Raw genomic sequence first — 14,448 nt, forward strand, 5'->3', positions numbered from 1 at the left:
TGATCAATGATATGTCTATGCAAAGTATAAAAATACAGCCTTTAAGCACTGAAAGTTTTCTGCCTTTTGGAGAAGTCATTGCCTGTCAGGGTAATCATTATTTTCATATCAATGAGCAGCAGACTGAGCGTTATCATGCCCTGGCTGAAGTAGAAAGTGACACCAAGGTCGGACTGAGTATTTTTAGAAATATGCAAGCTACGGCAATTCCTTTTCAAATCTCAATGCTGGAAAGGCATCCTCTAGGATCACAGGCTTTTATTCCGATGCACGGCCAGCAATTTTTAATCGTTGTAGCGCCTGAACTTGATTATACACAGCCCGATATTAGTCAGATTCAGGTATTTATCAGTGATGGTTCTCAAGGGATAAATTATCGTGCCGGAACCTGGCATCATCCATTATTGACCCTTGAAGCACCCAGCGAGTTTGTCGTAGTGGATCGTATAGGTAGCGGATCAAATTGTGATGTTCATCCTTTTCCTGAAAACATCCAGATCGTATTTTAAACGCATTAAAAAAAGCCCTTTTATCAGGGCTTTTAACTTATTTCTTCATCACTTTGCCTAGAAGTGATATTTCACTAAAGCACTGACATTATTTTCATCGGCATTTGGGATACCGAATTTGTTGTTCCAGATAGAATGTTCAATCCCCAGATATAAATTGGTGTCTGGAGAAATGTGTTTACCGACATTCCATTTCCATTGGGTGGTCCAGTTCATCTCGCTGTCATGAGTATCTTCTTCTGTAGACCAGTCCAAGAAGCCATCCACCAGAAATTCTTCAGTTCCCAGTTTAATTGGCACGCCGTAGGTCAGTGTCAACTGGTAATCATCATCAATATTCTCATTATTCACGCGATAAAGATTAATGCTAGCATAGCGGAAATAGGGAATTTCCAGATCGAAACCTACGCCGTAGAGGAAGTTATCAAAACCTTCTCCACCTTCCCAGGTCGTTGAGACCAGTACATCTTTAACCGGGCCAAAGGCAAGTTTCTGGCCTGATACTTCTCCCAAGCTTAAACGTGGTGAAAATTCAAAATAACTGGATTTAAAGTCATCTGCGCCGCGCATACGGTCAATGAAGAAGAAGACATCTGCATATTTTATTTTTGCCGTATATTCAAAGGTCGCAGTCGCCTGTTTCTCATCGACCACCTCATAGTTTTCTCCATAAAGTCCGGTGACACTGAAGTCTTGCCAGATCGGTTTTGCCTGTGCGGATGCCGCACCCAATACAAGTAATGTTGCAGCAGTAAGTTGAGTGAATTTCATAAATAAGGGTCCCCAGTGGAATGAAAAAATCACATTCTGAATTAAGCAAAAACAAAGCCAACATTTTTAATTTTTGATAAAAAAAACAGCCCATTTTCCTGGACTGTTTTCATTCTGGTTTAAATTTTCTAATGTGGAAGCTTTGCCACAATTTCTGTAGTTGCTGTACTTTTATTTTTAAATAAGTTCAGATGATTGAACAACAGGTTGAGTAAAATGGCCATTAAGCAGGTTGAGCTGATGCCTGAATGAAACAAGGTTTGCACCCATTTTGGAAAGTTGGCATAAAAGGAATGATCAATGATGGGAATCATACCGGCAGCAATAGCGGTCGCAACAATGATGAGATTTTTTTGCTCGTTATAATCAATTTTAGCCAAGGTACGAATCCCGCTTGCAGCGACTGTTCCAAAAAGTACCAGACCTGCACCACCTAATACCGGTACAGGAATGGCAGCAATCAAACGTCCCATAATGGGCAGTAAACCCAGCATTACTAAAATCATGCCACCCGCAGCGACCACAAATCGGCTTTTAATTCCGGTAATCGCCACCAAGCCGACATTTTGCGCAAAAGCACTTTGCATAAATGAACCAAAAACCGGTGCCATCGCACTCGATAACATATCGGCACGCAAGCCATTCGAGATACGATCCGCATCCACTTTGGTACCTACAATCTCACCCACTGCAATGATATCTGCTGTGGTTTCGGTCATAATCACGAGAGTAACGATGAGCATGGAAATAATGGCTGTGAGCTCAAAAGTCGGTAGTCCAAAGGCGAAGAAGCTAGGTACCTGAATCCATGTCCCAGTCGCAACTTTAGAGAAATCACCAAAACCGAATAAATAGGCCAGTACTGAACCTAAAACAATTGCTAGAAGAATAGACAAGCGACGGATAGCGGCCTGTCGGCTCAAATTCAGGCAGACGACTAAAGCTAAAGTCATGAGTGCCAGACCAATATTTTCGACACTTCCCCATTCTGGTGCCTTGGGATTGCCGCCCATCATCCAGCGGACTGCTACAGGTAATAAAGACAAACCAATGATAGTAATGACGCAGCCTGTCACGACTGGTGGAAAGAAACGGATAATTTTGGAGAAATAAGGCGCGAGGAAAAAACCGATCAATGAGGCGACAATGACCGCACCGTAAACTGCTTGCAAACCACCGCCTGTGGTCACAATCGCGACCATCGTCGCAACGCCAGCGAAAGAAACCCCTTGTACCAAAGGTAATTTCGCGCCGATATATTTCACCCCAACGGTTTGCAAAATTGTGGCTAAACCACCCACAAATAGCGCCGCTGCAATCAATAATCCAATTTGATAAGCTTCCAGACCGGCGGCCGTTCCCACGATTAAAGGTGGTGCAATAATTCCGCCATACATAGTCAGTACGTGTTGCAAACCGTAAGCTGCACTTTTTCCCGCACCTAAATATTCATGTTCAGGTGATATTGTTTTACTTTGTTCTGTCATTTTTCTCACCCTCAAAGTCTAAATATAAAATCAGCTTCCGCGATATGTGGAGTACGCGAATGGGCTGATCAGTAAAGGAATATGAAAATGCTGGGACGCATCTTTCACATAAAAATGAATAACTGCTTTAGGAAAAAAAGTTTCTAAACCCGAATTTTCAAAATAGGCAGATGTAAAGAACTCAAGACTATAGGCACCCGCTTTAAACTCGGTCATGCCGAAATCACTGACGCGGCCGTCTGCATTGGTTTTTGCTTCCCTAATCAGGCGACCGTCTTCAGCAAAAAGTCGAATGACCACGTCTGTCGCAGGTTTTCCCAGATGTGTATCTAAAATATGCGTGCTAATCATGCATGAAGCTCCTGAGCCAGTCGTGACAAGGCAATTTCTGCCAGTTGATGATGGACAATACGTTTCTCAATCTCTGGATCATTTAGCAAACGATAGTTCAGGGCTTGAAGGACGTCTTCACTGCTCAATCCAGCAGCTTTGATCAGAAAGATAAACCCATATTTTTTTTCATAGGCAAGATTGCCTTTAAGCAGCCCGAGCTGGGTATCGTCATCTGCTGTAATGCCGGATTGCTCACGATGGGAAAAGTCTTTTTCTATTTCACTTAATTCAGCCTGTGCCTGTTTTTCACCTATACGGGGATGATTATCCAGCGCAGTTTTAATTTCATCCCAACTCCAGGTCGCCGCCTGTTGGTTCGCTGCACTCAAAACATCCTCAAGCGATGCATAAGGACGTTTTGCGGCAAGCTCGGTCGACCAGCTGGGTATTTGCACACAGTGCTTTAAAAAGATCATCGCATCTTCTGCTGATGCTTGATTAAATTCAACAAGTTGCACTATTCAATCGCCTGTTTATATTGCTTGGTTATTTAAAACTGGTTTTGCAATAACAGTGCCAAAGCTGATGTGTTTGTTATTTTTATAAAGTACATGACTCAAAAAAGAGCATCTAAACTGATCTTTTCCAATATATTTTATGATTATGGCGCATGATGGTTATACCAGTGCTCGGCAATATCCCCACGGCGGCAAATCCAGACCTTGTCATGATTCTGAATATAATCTAGGAACTTTTGTAGTGCTTTAAAACGTCCCGGCCGTCCTAAAATACGGCAGTGCATGCCAATCGACAGCATTTTTGGCGCAGTTTCACCTTCGGTATAGAGCACATCAAAAGCATCTTTGAGATATTGATAAAACTGTTCCCCGCTATTAAACCCGCCCGGTGAACTGAATTTCATGTCATTGCTATCCAGGCTATAAGGAATAATCAAATGCGGACGTGTTTCCCCTGCCTGATTGGTCAAGGTGCTCCAAAATGGCAAGTCATCTCCATAGTAATCAGCGTCATATTTGATGTGAGGAAATTCAGCCAGAAGTTGACGGGTATTCGGACTGTCCCGACCGGTATACCAGCCGATCGGTGCTTCACCAAACAGGCTTTCCAGAACGCTGACCGCCTGATCCATATATTGGCGTTCCATTTCAATCGGCATGTCCTGATAATGTAGCCAGCGCTGACCATGTGAAACGACATCATAATCGGCTGCTTTAATCGCCTCTACCACATAAGGATTACGTACCAATGCCATGCCAACCCCAAAGATAGTCATCGGCAAACCACGTTTCTGGAACTCCTGATGAATCCGCCAGAAGCCTGCACGTGAACCATATTCGTACATCGAATCCATCGACATATGTTTATCTGGAAAGCTGGCAGCACCAATGATTTCAGATAAAAACTGTTCTGAACCGGCATCACCATGTTCAATGTGGTTTTCACCACCTTCTTCATAATTCAGTACAAACTGTACCGCGACACGCGCGCCGTTTGGCCATTGCACTTTTGGTGGTTCACCATGATAGCCAATCAGGTCACGCGAATAAGGTGCACTGCGAATGCTGTCAATAAGTTCTTGTCCGCGTAAGTAGCTAGTCGTCACATCAATTCCTTGTCGATTCTGAGTAAATGATCAATGGTCTATACGCGTGATAAGCAATTTATGCGCCAAACTAGAGCATTGAAACTGAGAGCACGCTTTTTAAAAAAATATTTTCAGCGAAATTTAAGCTTAGAAATATCCCATCTCAATATTTGCGTGGTTGAATATAAAAAACCTAGAAAGATGCTTATTTGTTTTCAATCGCCGGTCAGTGTTCTGATTTACGCAATCCTATGTCCTATTAATTGAAATTTCATAGAACACCTTGCTGTTTTATAGTCCAGCTAAAGGTCACGACACAGAATCCATTATGAATACAAATATCACCACGTTTAGTCCCGACTTACCCGTCCATATGACATTCGAGGAACATGACTGGCATCTTTTGGCTCAGTACTGGTATCCGATTGCACTTGCGCGTGATATTACAGATCAGCCAACAAGTAGTATGCTGCTTGATATGCCGCTGGTGATTTATAAAATGAACGATGAACTGGTGGTGGCGAAAGATGCATGTCCGCATCGCGGTGTACCTTTAAGCTTGGGAAAAAATGACGGCCAAGGCGTGGTGTGTCGTTATCACGGTTTACGCTTTGGCAGTGAAGGTAAATGTAACCGTATTCCTGCACATCCTCAGCATAAAATATCGGAGCGCTTCCATCTAAAAACTTATGCTGCGGTAGAAAAATATGGTCTGATCTGGTGTTCGTTAAGCGCTGAAAAGGATGCAGAACCTCATATTCCTCATATGCCTTTTTGGGATGATGCTGAGTATCAGCAACTGGTCTGCCCTCAGATAGACATTCAATGTTTTGCAGGAAGACAGCTCGAAGGTTTTATTGATGTGGCTCATTTTGCCTGGGTGCATCCAGACACTTTTGGCGATCCGGAGGATGTAGAAGTTCCTGATTACAGTACGACAGAAACGGAGGTCGGTTTTAATGCAGATTATATCAGCAGTGTGGGACGTTATCCGATCGGAATCGAGCAGCGTGGCCAGGAAGATTTTAAATGGTTACGTCATTTTGAAGTGAGCCTACCCTTTACTGCAACACTTACGATTCATTTTCCAAATCATGCCAAGCAGGTCATCATGAATGCGGCTTCACCCATGACTGCGCGTTCAACACGACTTTTCGCACCTATTTGCCGCAATTATGATAAAGATTTACCGGTTGAAGATGCCTATGCCTTTAATATGAAAATTTTCGAGGAAGATCGTGTGATTGTAGAAAATCAGAAACCTGAATATTTACCTCTGGACTTATCTTTAGAAGCGCATTTTCCGGCAGATCGAAGCTCGAGTATGTACCGAAAATTACTACGTAAACGGGGATTTAGTCCTTTATTTGCTGCTTAAAATTTTATTCAAAAGAAAGATTCATAATAAATAACCAGGGTTAGAGCTCCTCTGATATTTAAAAATTAATTGGGTTATATATTGATTTCTATGAGGATACATCTTGTTATATAGCCTCATAAGCCTTGTATTCTGGTGAAGATAAGGCCTTTTAGAACGATAAAGAACTTTAAGAAGATAAAATTAGTTTTTTATTAAAATAGGTATATAATAAATAAAATCACTTTACTTTACTATTTTAATAAAATTATGGATCAATATTGCACACTGCAGATTTATCAGGAAGATGAATGGCTGGATTGCGCTATTGTTGAGATTGTCGGTCAACAACAAACTGGATGGCAAGCAGCCACGCGCACATCATATCTATTTGAATATGCTATTTTTTATATGAACCTAAGCGATGGGCATGCGCTAGCCTATCATTTACCAGTAAATGTGCAAAATACCTTGCAATCTACCTGGCCAGCCTTCCTGATGGATTTGTTACCTCAAGGTTATGGCCGTAAAGAATTACTCCGTCAGCTTAATTTTTCTGAAAACACTCAGGAACAAGCAGACTGGGCGCTTCTAAAAGCGGGTGCAGGTAATCCGATTGGTAATTTACGGATTAAAGAGGCTTATGAATGGCTACAGGGGCAGTTTCCTGTTCAGCAGAATCATGGCTTTAGCCTAGACCAAGTCGTAGAACGTCAAGAAAACTTTATTGAATCCTTAGCCTCTTATGGACTTTTTATTGCCGGCTCTTCTGGTATTCAGGGCGAGTGGCCAAAATTACTGCTGACTCAAGGTCATGATGACCTGTTCTATCTGGATCACACGCTGACAGATCATCAGGTCAAACAGCATTGGCTGGTGAAATTCAGTCGTGGCAGTGATCAGAATCTAGATAAAATTTTGATGCACGAAGCCTTATATATGAAAATTGCCCAATACCTGGGACTTCGTGTTCATCAGGAACTGGAGCTGCATGGTAAGACTTTATTTATTCCCCGATTTGACCGTAAAGTCAGCGATGGGAAGGTTGAAAGAATTGCCCAGGAAAGTATTGCTTCTCTGGGAGGAAAAGCCGGTTTTGGGGTAAGAATGACCCATAACCAGATCTGTAGCCTGTTGATGCAATGCTGTACTGAACCAAAACAGGAAATCTTTGAATATTTGAAGCGTGATCTTGCCAATGTCGCTTTAGGCAATAAGGACAATCATACCCGTAATACAGCGATTCAACGTTTCAGTAATGGAATCATTCGACTAACCCCATTATTTGATTTTGCGCCGATGTGGCTACATCCAGATGGTATTGCCCGAACTACGCGTTGGGAGCGAGATGATCATGGTGGTATGCCAATTTGGCATTCAGTCATTGAACAGATCGCCGAAAGCACGATGATTGATCCAAAAGAAATCAAAGCGGTGTTAATCGAACAATTACCACTTTATCAGGGATTACTCGAGCACATGCAGTATCTGCAATTGGCACCTGAAATTCTGGAAAATAGCCAGTATCGAATTGATAATATTTGCCAACAATTGGAGGAGCTGAATTATGGATAAACGCTTCAAGCCACTGACTCCGATTCAACAGATGCAAAAGAGATTGTCTGTACTTGAAACCGTCAGTAACAATCCTGACTGGCCTTTTCATCAGGTTGCTCGCTTCATTCGTACCGAGTTGCACCTCACACTCAACGATATGGCTAAAATTACCAAGATTGCTCCCCAGACTCTACAGAAAATGGAACAACCGGAAGGCAATCCAACACTCAAGTCTATGCAAAAATTACTGGATGCTTTTGGTTTAAAGTTAGAAATTAGGGTTAAATCCTGATAGAAATCTGATGCTTTAATTGATATTTAGGGGAATTTTAGAGAAGAAGAATGGCTTAACAACTGAAAATATGCCCTGCTCCAATCTGTCTGTTAAATCCTTGCTTCATTACAGGAATCCCGGTTTAAATTAAACACGGGATTCACTGGAGGCTGACATTGTCTCATCAGTTTTTAATGAATACGTTTAATCTCTAAACGTCATTATGAAGAAATATCAACACATAAATATTTCATTTCAAGGTATTCATCCATACCGAATTTAGACCCTTCACGGCCTAACCCTGATTGCTTGACTCCACCAAATGGCGCAACTTCATTAGAGATGGCTCCGGTATTAATTCCCACCATGCCGTATTCTAAGGCTTCGCCTACACGCCACTGACGTGCTGTACTTTGGGTAAATACATAGGTAGCCAGACCGAATTCTGTATCGTTCGCCATCTGAATCGCTTCTTCTTCAGTCTTGAAGCGGAATAACGGCGCCAACGGTCCAAAAGTTTCTTCTTTTGCTATACGCATCTGCTGGGTAACTTCAGTCAAAAGCGTAGGTTCGAAGAATGTACCGCCCAGATTTGAACGCTGTCCACCGGTTTTCACCTGTGCACCTTTGCTCAATGCATCGGCAATATGTGACTGCACTTTTTCAATCGCAGCCTCATCAATTAATGGACCCTGAGTAGAGGCTTCATCACGGCCATCACCCACTTTCAGCTTGGCAACGGCAGCCACCAGTTTTTCTACCAGTGCATCATAAATACCATCTTGTACATAAATCCGGTTCGCACAAACACAGGTCTGTCCACTGTTCCGGAATTTACTGGCCATGATGCCCTGTACAGCCTGTTCAATATTGGCGTCATCAAAAACCAGAACCGGTGCATTGCCACCAAGTTCTAAAGACAGTTTTTTGATGGTGGGCGCACACTGCTGCATCAGGATACGGCCGACTTGAGTCGAACCGGTAAAGCTTAACTTTTTCACGGTTTCGCTTTCACATAAGACCTGCCCCACTTCAACTGCATCACCACTAACATGCAGCAATACATCTTGTGGTAAACCTGCGCGCAAGGCCAAAACCTCAAGCGCATAGGCGGTTAAAGGCGTTTGTTCAGCCGGTTTAACCAGCATTGAGCAGCCAGCAGCCAGAGCTGGCGCGGCTTTACGGGTAATCATCGCCGCCGGAAAATTCCACGGTGTGATCGCAGCTGTTACCCCAATCGCCTGTTTAATGACCAATAAACGTTGATGGGCAAGCGTTGGCGTCAACACGTCACCATCAATACGGCGCGCCTGCTCGGCAAACCAGCGGATAAAGGAAGCGGCATAACCAATTTCACCACGCGCCTCAGCCAGTGGCTTACCCTGTTCAGCAGTCAGAATCTGAGCCAAAGATTCTTTATGTTCCTGCATCAGATTGAACCAGGCCCAAAGCACATCCGCACGTTCGAGGGCTGTCTTGGTTTTCCAGGCTTTTTGGGCTTGCTGAGAACGAGCTATCAGCTGTTCTACAGATGTCCGGTCATGGGATTTTACCCAGGCCAAAGTGGCTTGGGTTGCTGCATCGTTGACTTCAATATATTCACCCGTGGCAGGCTGATCGAAGCTGATATCAGGATGCTGTAATAAATCTCTATATTGCGCTTGAAGCATGATCATTACTCTTTCATTAGGCTGCAACAGACATTGCAAACCCTTGTTTCAAGATAGCCAATCCCGCACGGAACTGTTCTGCCGGAATCGTGAGCGGGTATAGGAAACGGATTACATTACCATAACGACCGCAGGTCAGGATTAACAGACCATTTTGCATGGCATGGTTTTGTACAGCTTTTGCCTGTTCCGCAGTTTCCAGCTCAACCGCCACCATTGAGCCCAGTGCACGAATATCTTTGACCATGCTAGAAGACATTTTCAGTTCATGTAAAACATCAACCAGTTCTGCGCCTAGATCATTCGCTCTTTCACAAAGACCTTCTTCTTCAATGATATCCAGTACCGCATGGGCAGCCGCAACAGCAACCGGGTTACCTGCATAAGTGCCTCCCAATCCACCCGGATTTGGTGCATCCATCACTTCAGCACGACCCACAACGCCTGAAATCGGGAAACCGCCGCCCAGACTCTTTGCCATCGTAATCAGATCTGGCTTGGTCTCATAATAATCCATCGCAAACAGTTTACCTGTACGCGCAAAACCAGACTGTACTTCATCAGCAATCAGTAAAATGCCGTTTTGATCACATAGCACACGCAAGCGTTTCAGGAACTCTGCTGGCACCACATTAAAACCGCCTTCGCCTTGTACAGGTTCAAGCACAATTGCTGCTACGTCATGCGCAGCAATATCTTCTGCGAAAATGTCTTCAATGCTTTGAATTGCATCATCAACACTAATGCCTTTGGATTCCACCGGATAACGGGCATGGAAAACACCACCAGGCATCACCCCAAAGTCGCGTTTATAAGGTGCAGTTTTACCGGTCATGGCCATCGTCATAAATGAGCGGCCATGAAAACCATTGCCAAAAGTCACGATGCCATGACGGCCAGTATGGGCACGGGCAATTTTAACTGCATTTTCGACAGCTTCAGCACCAGTCGAAAAGAATGAGGTTTTTGCAGCACCTTGAATTGGAGCGCGTGCATTGATACGTTCTGCCAGAGCAACGTAACTCTCGTATGGTACAACCTGATAAGCCGTATGGGTAAATTTGGTTAATTGTTCAGTGACCGCAGCAATAATTTTAGGGTGACGATGGCCGGTATTCAGTACGGCGATCCCGCCCGCAAAGTCGATATATTGATTGCCTTCTGCATCCCAGATGGTCGAGTTTTCTGCTTTCTCTGCGTACCATTGACACATGACCCCAACACCACGTGGTGTTGCCTGCTGTTTACGTGCATTCAGTGCTGAGTGTTTACTGTCCATTTTGTATCCTCATTCTTGATTCATACGTTGTAAATTTTGCTATCCGGATCTTGGGATAGAAATTTGCCAAAGACTGGCTGATATGGTTCATTTTGCGCTTTTATATGTATGAGACGAGAGCCACTTTGCAGCAGATGGAAGGAGCCAATTGGCCTAGTTGAAATGAGTAAAAGAGTCAAAATATAAAATTATTTTATTTATAAACAAATATTTATACTTTTAATAAAAATTGGCTCCTTTTTAAATAAAGAAGCCAATTTAAAAATCCATTGCAAAAATTTAGGATAGGTCATCATGGATTAAATCCATTCATTTTTATGGATTAATCCATCTTGCAAAAACTTCGCTTAACCCGGATAGATGCCGCGTTCCTGACGCGCCATTAAAATCCGCTCACAGGCCAGAATATAAGCGGCTGTACGCAAAGAACATCCGGCCTGGACTGATTTTTGCCATACATCCTGTACCGCATTTTTCATGCTGGCATCCATACGCTGATTAATCTCTTCCTCGGTCCAGAAGTAGCTGGCCAAATCCTGAACCCATTCAAAATAGCTGACCGTCACGCCACCCGCATTGCAGATTACATCTGGCACCACGGTAATATGACGCTCACTCAGAATTTCATCCGATTCAGTCAAAGTGGGACCATTGGCACCTTCCAGAATCATTTTGGTCTGAATATTTTGCGCGACCTGAGTATTAATCACACCTTCCAGCGCTGCCGGAATAAAGACGTCGGCAGGAATGGTCCAGAAAGCTGATGCAGAAATTTCATCGCTGGTAGAAAATCCCTGAATTTTATGGTGGGCATTTGAGTATTCAAGCAGCTTTTTAATATCAATCCCCTCTTTCTGATACAGGGTGGCTGAATGGTCCTGAACACAGATCACTTTACTGCCATTTTCCTGGAAAAGCAGCGCAGCTTCACTGCCCACATTACCGAAACCCTGTACACAAACCCGAGCATTTTTTAAATCCAGACCGATTTGCTGGGCAACTTCACGACCGCTAATAAATACGCCGCGACCTGTAGCTTTACTGCGGCCTAAAGACCCCCCTAAATGAACCGGCTTTCCGGTCACTACACCAGTAATCGTAGAACCCGCATTCATGGAAAACGTATCCATCATCCAGGCCATGATTTGCGGATTGGTTCCAACATCCGGCGCCGGAATATCTTTTTGCGGTCCAATAATTAAATTGATTTCTGCCGTATAACGTCGGGTCAAGCGTTCCAGTTCGCGCTTGGAAAGCTGGCTCGGATCAACTCGCACACCGCCTTTGGCACCGCCAAAAGGTAAATTTAGAGCAGCACATTTGATCGTCATCCAGGCCGACAGAGCCATCACCTCATCCAAATTGACATCTGGATGAAAACGCACGCCGCCTTTGCCTGGACCGCGAGTTAAATTGTGCTGAACACGATAGCCTTCAAAATGCTGAACCGTACCATCATCCATGATGACCGGAACATCGACAATCAAACTGCGCTTTGGGCGTCGCAGCATGTCCAGTCGTTCACTCAGCTCACCCAGATAAGGCGCTACTTTATCCAGTTGCTTAAGATAATTGTTCCAGGCCGTTGTACCTTGCTCGGTATAGGTCAATCCTTTCATCATCATGTTCATTCTATGATCCTTTTGTTATATGCAGTCGTATGTCCTGGCGGCTGCAACACATCTCTATTCGGCTGTTATGGCAATCATTGCTTGATTCAGGTCTTAGTTCAGCGAGCTCCAAACAAAATCAGTGTCTAGATTTTCCGCTTTAGTTTTAATCGGTATCTGTGTATATTGCCTGCCCGCCTGTATGCTCGCATTCAAGCCGCAGGTACATGATCAAAACGCATACAAGACACTTTACAATGACTGCCTGATCAGACTATTTTGCACCTAGCAATACCGCTCTCACGAGAGCCATTTCAAATTTGTAGGAGAGAGCCAATTGCGTAGCTTGCTTGGAGATTATTTACTGCAGCGATTGCAGCAAGATGTCACAGGAACATTACAGATGCGCCTGTTCCGCTGCTTGCGTAACGCGATTATTGATAGCGTATTGGCTCCCAAAACCCGCTTGCCTGCATCACGTGATCTGGCTAAAGAGATTCAGGTATCGCGTAATACGGTGTTAAATGCCTATGAACAATTACAGGCACAGGGTTATGTTGATGCCCGTACCGGTCAAGGTACCTGGGTAGTAGAGAAATTACCCGAATCCTTTTTGGTGAAGGCAGAACAGAATTCTCCTGCCGTTGCAGAAAAAAAAGCACAGCAAAATTATAATCTGTCGCAACGCGGTTCTTACTTGCTCGGCTATTCCGCGGCTTCGCCTTATCAATGGGGAGCCTTTGTACCGGGCGCACCCGATGTAACCGAATTTCCGCATCATATTTTCAGCAAAATCCAAACGCGTTTGAGCCGTGAACCTCAAGTTAATAACCTGATTTACAGCAATGCCGGTGGCTCCCTGGAACTGCGTCAGGAGCTGGCGGAATATCTGAAAATTGCCCGTTCAGTGCAGTGCGATGCTGATCAGATCATTATTACCGAAGGCACCCATCAGGCAATTGACTTAGTCTCACGTACTTTAAGCGATATAGGCGATGAAGTATGGATCGAAGATCCGGCTTATTGGGGTGCGCGTAATATTTTACGAATTAATGGTGTGAATCTGCGTTCCTTACCGGTCGATCAGGAAGGGATTATCCCCGATCTACATCCCAAAAAACCGCCTAAGCTGATTTTTGTGACGCCGTCGCATCAATATCCTTTAGGTTCACACTTAAGTTTAGAACGGCGCAAACAGTTAATTGCACTCGCACGCCAGCATAATAGCTGGATTGTTGAAGATGACTATGACAGCGAGTTCAGGTTCTCGGGCCAGCCTTATCCTTCTTTACAAGGTTTAGAGCCGGATTCTCCGGTGATTTATATGGGGACATTTAGTAAGACCATTTATCCAGCCCTGCGTATTGGCTATTTAGTGGTACCAAAGCAGCTCTTTTCTTCGTTGCGAATTGTAGCCTCGGAACTTTATCGTGGTGGTCACTTAATCGATCAGCAAACACTGGCTGAATTTATCCGTGAAGGACATTATGAGGCGCATATCCGACGGATGCGTTTATTGTACGGTAAACGCCACGCTTTTTTAATTGACCTGATTCGCCGACATTTAGGTGAAGATTTTCTGCATGAATACAATACCGCCGCCGGTTTGCATCTGATTTTAAAATTGCCGAGCAGCAGTGATGATGTCTTGATTGCATCCAAAGCGCTTGAACTGGGAATCAAGGTCAGAGCCTTATCGCAATACTATACCAAACATTATTCCACCCGGCAGAAAGGATTATTACTAGGCTTTGCCTGTGTGAGTGAACAGGAAATTCTGGTGGCTTTCGGGATATTGTTAAAGTGCTTGCGTGAGCATGGGATCCGCACTTTAACTTAGTAGGGTCTGTTGACATTTACTGTTCATAATTAACCCTATAAAGGTAGCCATAAAAATATACAGACTAAAGCAACAGAACTTTGATAATTTCTTTTGAGCTTGTCATATCGAGTAGCTATTCCTCTAAATTGCTTTAATCTACAAAACATATTTTC

The 14,448-nt window shown here is 43.8% G+C and carries 13 protein-coding genes and 1 pseudogene; 5 read left to right on the forward strand and 9 right to left on the reverse strand.

The annotated features are described in order from the left end of the window. Positions 1 to 11: 11 nt before the first annotated feature. Positions 12 to 509, forward strand: a complete 498-nt coding sequence (locus NI465_RS12925) for an ureidoglycolate lyase (RefSeq protein WP_004646920.1) — start codon at positions 12 to 14, stop codon at positions 507 to 509. Between the two features lie 57 nt (positions 510 to 566). Here the strand turns inward: NI465_RS12925 and NI465_RS12930 are convergent, their stop codons facing one another. The 5 genes from NI465_RS12930 to puuE all read right to left on the reverse strand — a co-directional run bounded on the left by NI465_RS12930 (position 567) and on the right by puuE (position 4,724). After that, entirely contained in the window at positions 567 to 1,280 is a 714-nt protein-coding gene (locus tag NI465_RS12930) for an outer membrane protein OmpK (RefSeq protein WP_005262971.1), read from the reverse strand. Between the two features lie 128 nt (positions 1,281 to 1,408). After that, complete coding sequence (locus NI465_RS12935) at positions 1,409 to 2,767, reverse strand: nucleobase:cation symporter-2 family protein (RefSeq protein ID WP_253145586.1); 1,359 nt, start codon at positions 2,765 to 2,767, stop codon at positions 1,409 to 1,411. Between the two features lie 30 nt (positions 2,768 to 2,797). Continuing rightward, a complete protein-coding gene (gene uraH / locus NI465_RS12940) occupies positions 2,798 to 3,118 on the reverse strand; it encodes a hydroxyisourate hydrolase (protein ID WP_004646924.1) in 321 nt (106 codons plus the stop codon). After that, positions 3,115 to 3,618 (reverse strand): 2-oxo-4-hydroxy-4-carboxy-5-ureidoimidazoline decarboxylase, encoded by a 504-nt coding sequence (gene uraD, locus NI465_RS12945; protein ID WP_253145588.1) that lies wholly within the window; start codon positions 3,616 to 3,618, stop codon positions 3,115 to 3,117. Before uraD ends, uraH begins: the two co-directional genes overlap by 4 nt. A gap of 143 nt (positions 3,619 to 3,761) precedes the next feature. Then, on the reverse strand, positions 3,762 to 4,724 hold the full coding sequence (puuE, locus tag NI465_RS12950; RefSeq protein WP_253145590.1) for an allantoinase PuuE: 963 nt from the start codon (positions 4,722 to 4,724) through the stop codon (positions 3,762 to 3,764). 310 nt (positions 4,725 to 5,034) lie between these two features. Between puuE and NI465_RS12955 the strand changes: the two genes are divergently transcribed. The 3 genes from NI465_RS12955 (at position 5,035) to NI465_RS12965 (ending at position 7,912) form a co-directional block, all read left to right on the forward strand. Further along, on the forward strand, positions 5,035 to 6,084 hold the full coding sequence (locus NI465_RS12955) for a Rieske 2Fe-2S domain-containing protein (protein ID WP_253145591.1): 1,050 nt from the start codon (positions 5,035 to 5,037) through the stop codon (positions 6,082 to 6,084). A gap of 249 nt (positions 6,085 to 6,333) precedes the next feature. Next, positions 6,334 to 7,638, forward strand: a complete 1,305-nt coding sequence (locus tag NI465_RS12960; protein ID WP_253145593.1) for a type II toxin-antitoxin system HipA family toxin — start codon at positions 6,334 to 6,336, stop codon at positions 7,636 to 7,638. Continuing rightward, positions 7,631 to 7,912: a helix-turn-helix domain-containing protein gene (locus NI465_RS12965; RefSeq protein ID WP_004280265.1), complete on the forward strand. Its 282-nt coding sequence runs from the start codon at positions 7,631 to 7,633 to the stop codon at positions 7,910 to 7,912. The genes NI465_RS12960 and NI465_RS12965 overlap by 8 nt, the downstream gene beginning before the upstream one ends. Before the next feature lie 203 nt (positions 7,913 to 8,115). Here NI465_RS12965 and NI465_RS12970 read toward each other — a convergent pair whose 3' ends face one another. The 3 genes from NI465_RS12970 to NI465_RS12980 form a co-directional block, all read right to left on the reverse strand. Next, positions 8,116 to 9,564, reverse strand: coding sequence for an NAD-dependent succinate-semialdehyde dehydrogenase (locus NI465_RS12970; RefSeq protein WP_253145599.1), 1,449 nt, complete (start codon positions 9,562 to 9,564; stop codon positions 8,116 to 8,118). A 16-nt stretch (positions 9,565 to 9,580) separates the two neighbouring features. Further along, entirely contained in the window at positions 9,581 to 10,843 is a 1,263-nt protein-coding gene (gabT, locus tag NI465_RS12975; RefSeq protein WP_253145595.1) for a 4-aminobutyrate--2-oxoglutarate transaminase, read from the reverse strand. A gap of 347 nt (positions 10,844 to 11,190) precedes the next feature. Beyond that, entirely contained in the window at positions 11,191 to 12,462 is a 1,272-nt protein-coding gene (locus tag NI465_RS12980) for a Glu/Leu/Phe/Val family dehydrogenase (protein WP_253114035.1), read from the reverse strand. Positions 12,463 to 12,790: 328 nt separating this feature from the next. Here NI465_RS12980 and pdxR point away from each other — a divergent pair, with 328 nt between their 5' ends. Beyond that, complete coding sequence (pdxR, locus tag NI465_RS12985; RefSeq protein WP_004646934.1) at positions 12,791 to 14,293, forward strand: MocR-like pyridoxine biosynthesis transcription factor PdxR; 1,503 nt, start codon at positions 12,791 to 12,793, stop codon at positions 14,291 to 14,293. A 16-nt stretch (positions 14,294 to 14,309) separates the two neighbouring features. On the opposite strand, the pseudogene NI465_RS12990 reads toward pdxR, so the two are convergent. Then, positions 14,310 to 14,448, reverse strand: a pseudogene (locus NI465_RS12990) (IS5/IS1182 family transposase); the annotation flags it as partial.

This window comes from Acinetobacter lwoffii, from assembly GCF_024129855.1.
Classification (GTDB): domain Bacteria; phylum Pseudomonadota; class Gammaproteobacteria; order Pseudomonadales; family Moraxellaceae; genus Acinetobacter; species Acinetobacter lwoffii_L.

Excerpts from the sequence above, each read along its gene's own strand:
- NI465_RS12925 (WP_004646920.1), top strand. The coding sequence starts at position 12 with ATGTCTATGCAAAGTATAAAAATACAGCCTTTAAGCACTGAAAGTTTT.
- NI465_RS12930 (WP_005262971.1), bottom strand. The coding sequence starts at position 1,280 with ATGAAATTCACTCAACTTACTGCTGCAACATTACTTGTATTGGGTGCG.
- NI465_RS12935 (WP_253145586.1), bottom strand. The coding sequence starts at position 2,767 with ATGACAGAACAAAGTAAAACAATATCACCTGAACATGAATATTTAGGT.
- uraH (WP_004646924.1), bottom strand. The coding sequence starts at position 3,118 with ATGATTAGCACGCATATTTTAGATACACATCTGGGAAAACCTGCGACA.
- NI465_RS12955 (WP_253145591.1), top strand. The coding sequence starts at position 5,035 with ATGAATACAAATATCACCACGTTTAGTCCCGACTTACCCGTCCATATG.
- NI465_RS12960 (WP_253145593.1), top strand. The coding sequence starts at position 6,334 with ATGGATCAATATTGCACACTGCAGATTTATCAGGAAGATGAATGGCTG.
- NI465_RS12965 (WP_004280265.1), top strand. The coding sequence starts at position 7,631 with ATGGATAAACGCTTCAAGCCACTGACTCCGATTCAACAGATGCAAAAG.
- NI465_RS12970 (WP_253145599.1), bottom strand. The coding sequence starts at position 9,564 with ATGCTTCAAGCGCAATATAGAGATTTATTACAGCATCCTGATATCAGC.
- gabT (WP_253145595.1), bottom strand. The coding sequence starts at position 10,843 with ATGGACAGTAAACACTCAGCACTGAATGCACGTAAACAGCAGGCAACA.
- NI465_RS12980 (WP_253114035.1), bottom strand. The coding sequence starts at position 12,462 with ATGAAAGGATTGACCTATACCGAGCAAGGTACAACGGCCTGGAACAAT.